The organism is Emticicia sp. 17c, from assembly GCF_037153985.1.
In the GTDB taxonomy this organism is placed as follows: domain Bacteria; phylum Bacteroidota; class Bacteroidia; order Cytophagales; family Spirosomataceae; genus Emticicia.
Genome location: NZ_JBBAYI010000035.1, coordinates 1 through 3,201, shown reverse-complemented (window position 1 = coordinate 3,201; position 3,201 = coordinate 1). Strand labels below are relative to the sequence as shown.

2 rRNA genes are annotated in these 3,201 nt (G+C 48.3%); both read right to left on the bottom strand.

What is annotated here, in order from left to right:
* Positions 1–7: 7 nt before the first annotated feature.
* A 5S ribosomal RNA gene (gene rrf / locus WAA15_RS24280) occupies positions 8–119 on the bottom strand.
* An 81-nt stretch (positions 120–200) separates the two neighbouring features.
* Positions 201–3,008 (bottom strand): 23S ribosomal RNA (locus tag WAA15_RS24275).
* Positions 3,009–3,201 lie beyond the last annotated feature (193 nt).

The window sequence follows — 3,201 nt, the reverse complement described above, 5'->3', positions numbered from 1 at the left end:
AATAAAATCCTGGCATCTACCTACTCTCCCAAGTTTGAACTCAGTACCATCAGCGGTGCGGGGCTTAACTGCTCTGTTCGGGATGGGAAGAGGTGAACACCCGCCCTATGGACACCATGAAGGGCTGCGAACTATTCCTAGTTCTATATCTTTGATAAGTAAATGACTTAAATGGAGAGAGAAAAAAAGAGATGAAAAAAATTAGGAGCCCTCGATTCATTAGTACTACTCGGCTGGGTGTTACCACTTTTAGACCTGTAGCCTATCAACGTTATCGTCTATAACGAATCTCAATGGAAGACTCATCTTGAGGAGGGTTTCACACTTAGATGCTTTCAGCGTTTATCCCGTCCGTACTTGGCTACTCTGCCGTGCCCTTGGCAGGACAACAGATGCACCAGCGGTACGTCCAACTCGGTCCTCTCGTACTAAAGTCAGACCCTCTCAATCTTCCAACGCCCACCACAGATAGGGACCGAACTGTCTCACGACGTTCTGAACCCAGCTCGCGTGCCACTTTAATCGGCGAACAGCCGAACCCTTGGGACCTTCTCCAGCCCCAGGATGTGACGAGCCGACATCGAGGTGCCAAACCTCCCCGTCGATGTGAGCTCTTGGGGGAGATCAGCCTGTTATCCCCGGAGTACCTTTTATCCTTTGAGCGATGGCCCTTCCATACAGAACCACCGGATCACTATACCCCTGTTTCCAGCCAGCTCGACTTGTATGTCTCACTGTCAAGCAGTCTTTTGCTATTGCACTCAACGCACGGTTACCAAGCGTGCTGAGACTACCTTTGGAAGCCTCCGTTACTCTTTTGGAGGCGACCACCCCAGTCAAACTACCCACCAAACGGTGTCCTCGCACTGCGAGTTAGAATCCAAATAACCAAAGGGTGGTATTTCAACGTTGGCTCCCCGATGCCTAGCGACACCGGCTCACAGCCTCCCACCTATCCTACACATCAGTTACCCGAATTCAACGTTAAGCTATAGTAAAGGTTCACGGGGTCTTTCCGTCCCGTGGCGGGTAAGCGGCATCTTCACCGCTACTACAATTTCGCCGAGCTCACAGCTGAGACAGTGCCCAGATCGTTACACCATTCGTGCAGGTCGGAACTTACCCGACAAGGAATTTCGCTACCTTAGGACCGTTATAGTTACGGCCGCCGTTTACTGGGGCTTCGATTCAATGCTTCTCTTGCGATGACATCCCCTCTTAACCTTCCAGCACCGGGCAGGTGTCAGGCCTTATACTTTGTCATTAAACTTAGCAAAGCCATGTGTTTTTGTTAAACAGTCGCCTGGGCCATTTCTCTGCGGCCTCATTGCTGAGGCTCCCCTTCTCCCGAAGTTACAGGGTTAATTTGCCGAGTTCCTTAGCTGTGACTCACTCGAGCACCTGAGGCTTCTCGCCTCGACTACCTGTGTCGGTTTACGGTACGGGTGGTAAATGGCTAGAGCTTAGCGGCTTTTCTTGGAAGTCTATTCACGAATTCGATTCAGCCTAAGCCTCCTCTCAACGCCCTATTCCGTCAGGACGTATCCACTCCTACACTCCGTCCCCGCATCGCACCATCACCAGTACAGGAATATTAACCTGTTTGCCATCGGTCTCTGCTTTCGCATTACCCTTAGGACCCGACTAACCCTCAGTTGATTGACGTAGCTGAGGAATCCTTAGTCTTTCGGTGTGTATGGTTCTCACATACATTATCGCTACTTATCCCTACATTTGCTTTTCTATCCGCTCCAGCATACCTCACAGTACACATTCGCCGCAAATAGAATGCTCTCCTACCCAAGATTTCTCTTGACTAAACTTCGGTACTATACTTGATGCCCGTTTATTATCGATGCCCGCCTCGCTCGACCAGTGAGCTGTTACGCACTCTTTAAATGATTGCTGCTTCCAAGCAAACATCCTGGCTGTCTCTGCAATCAGACTTCCTTAGTTCAACTTAGTATAGATTTAGAGACCTTAGTTGTAGTTCCGGGTTCTTTCCCTCTCGGACTTGGACCTTAGCACCCAAGCCCTCACTGCCGAGTATATTATATCGCATTCGGAGTTTATCAGAATTTGGTAGGATTTGACTCCCCCGCATCCTATTAGTAGCTCTACCTCGATATAACTCAACCTCGACGCTGTACCTAAATACATTTCGGAGAGTACGAGCTATTTCCCAGTTTGATTAGCCTTTCACCCCTACCCACAGTTCATCCAAAAACTTTTCAACGTTAACTGGTTCGGTCCTCCAGTTGGTTTTACCCAACCTTCAACCTGACCATGGGTAGATCACAAGGTTTCGCGTCTACCTCCACCGACTATTCGCCCTATTCAGACTCGCTTTCGCTTCGACTCCGTGCCTTAAACACTTAATCTCGCCGGGGAAGGTAACTCGTAGGGTCATTATGCAAAAGGCACGCCGTCACTGGACTTGCCAGCTCCGACCGCTTGTAAGCGTACGGTTTCAGGTTCTATTTCACCCGGGTACTCCCCGTGCTTTTCACCTTTCCTTCACAGTACTCGTTCACTATCGGTGTCTCAGGAGTATTTAGCCTTGGCGGATGGTGCCGCCGAATTCAGAGGGGATTCCACCGGTCCCCACCTACTCAGGATACTGCTCGTCAATATGTCGGTACGTTTACGTGGCTCTCACACTCTATGGATGACTTTCCCAAATCATTCAACTTAAACATATCTCCTAAATGCAGTCCTATAACCCCTCATTTGCCGTAACAAATCAGGTTTGGGCTTCTCCGCGTTCGCTCGCCACTACTTGCGGAATCACTGTTGTTTTATTTTCCTTCGGTTACTTAGATGTTTCAGTTCACCGAGTTAGCTCCATGCTTGGCATGGTAGTAGTTCTTCAAACTACTGGGTTGCCCCATTCGGAAATTTACGGATCAACAAATATGTGCTTCTCCCCGTAACTTATCGCAGCTTATCACGTCCTTCTTCGCCTCTGAGACCCTAGGCATCCTCCGTACGCCCTTATGTAGCTCCTACTTTATCTCTTTTCTTCTCTCTTCCATCATGTCAAATAACTTCATCCAAGTCCGGTAAACCCTCGATAACTACCAAGCTGTGCTAGTTTATCAAGTATTTTATCTACCTTCTTTGATTTGTGGTATTAAATACCTTTCTTCTTAAAGAACTAAATCCGATTGTTAAAGTATCAGTTAACTTATCTTTTCTTTT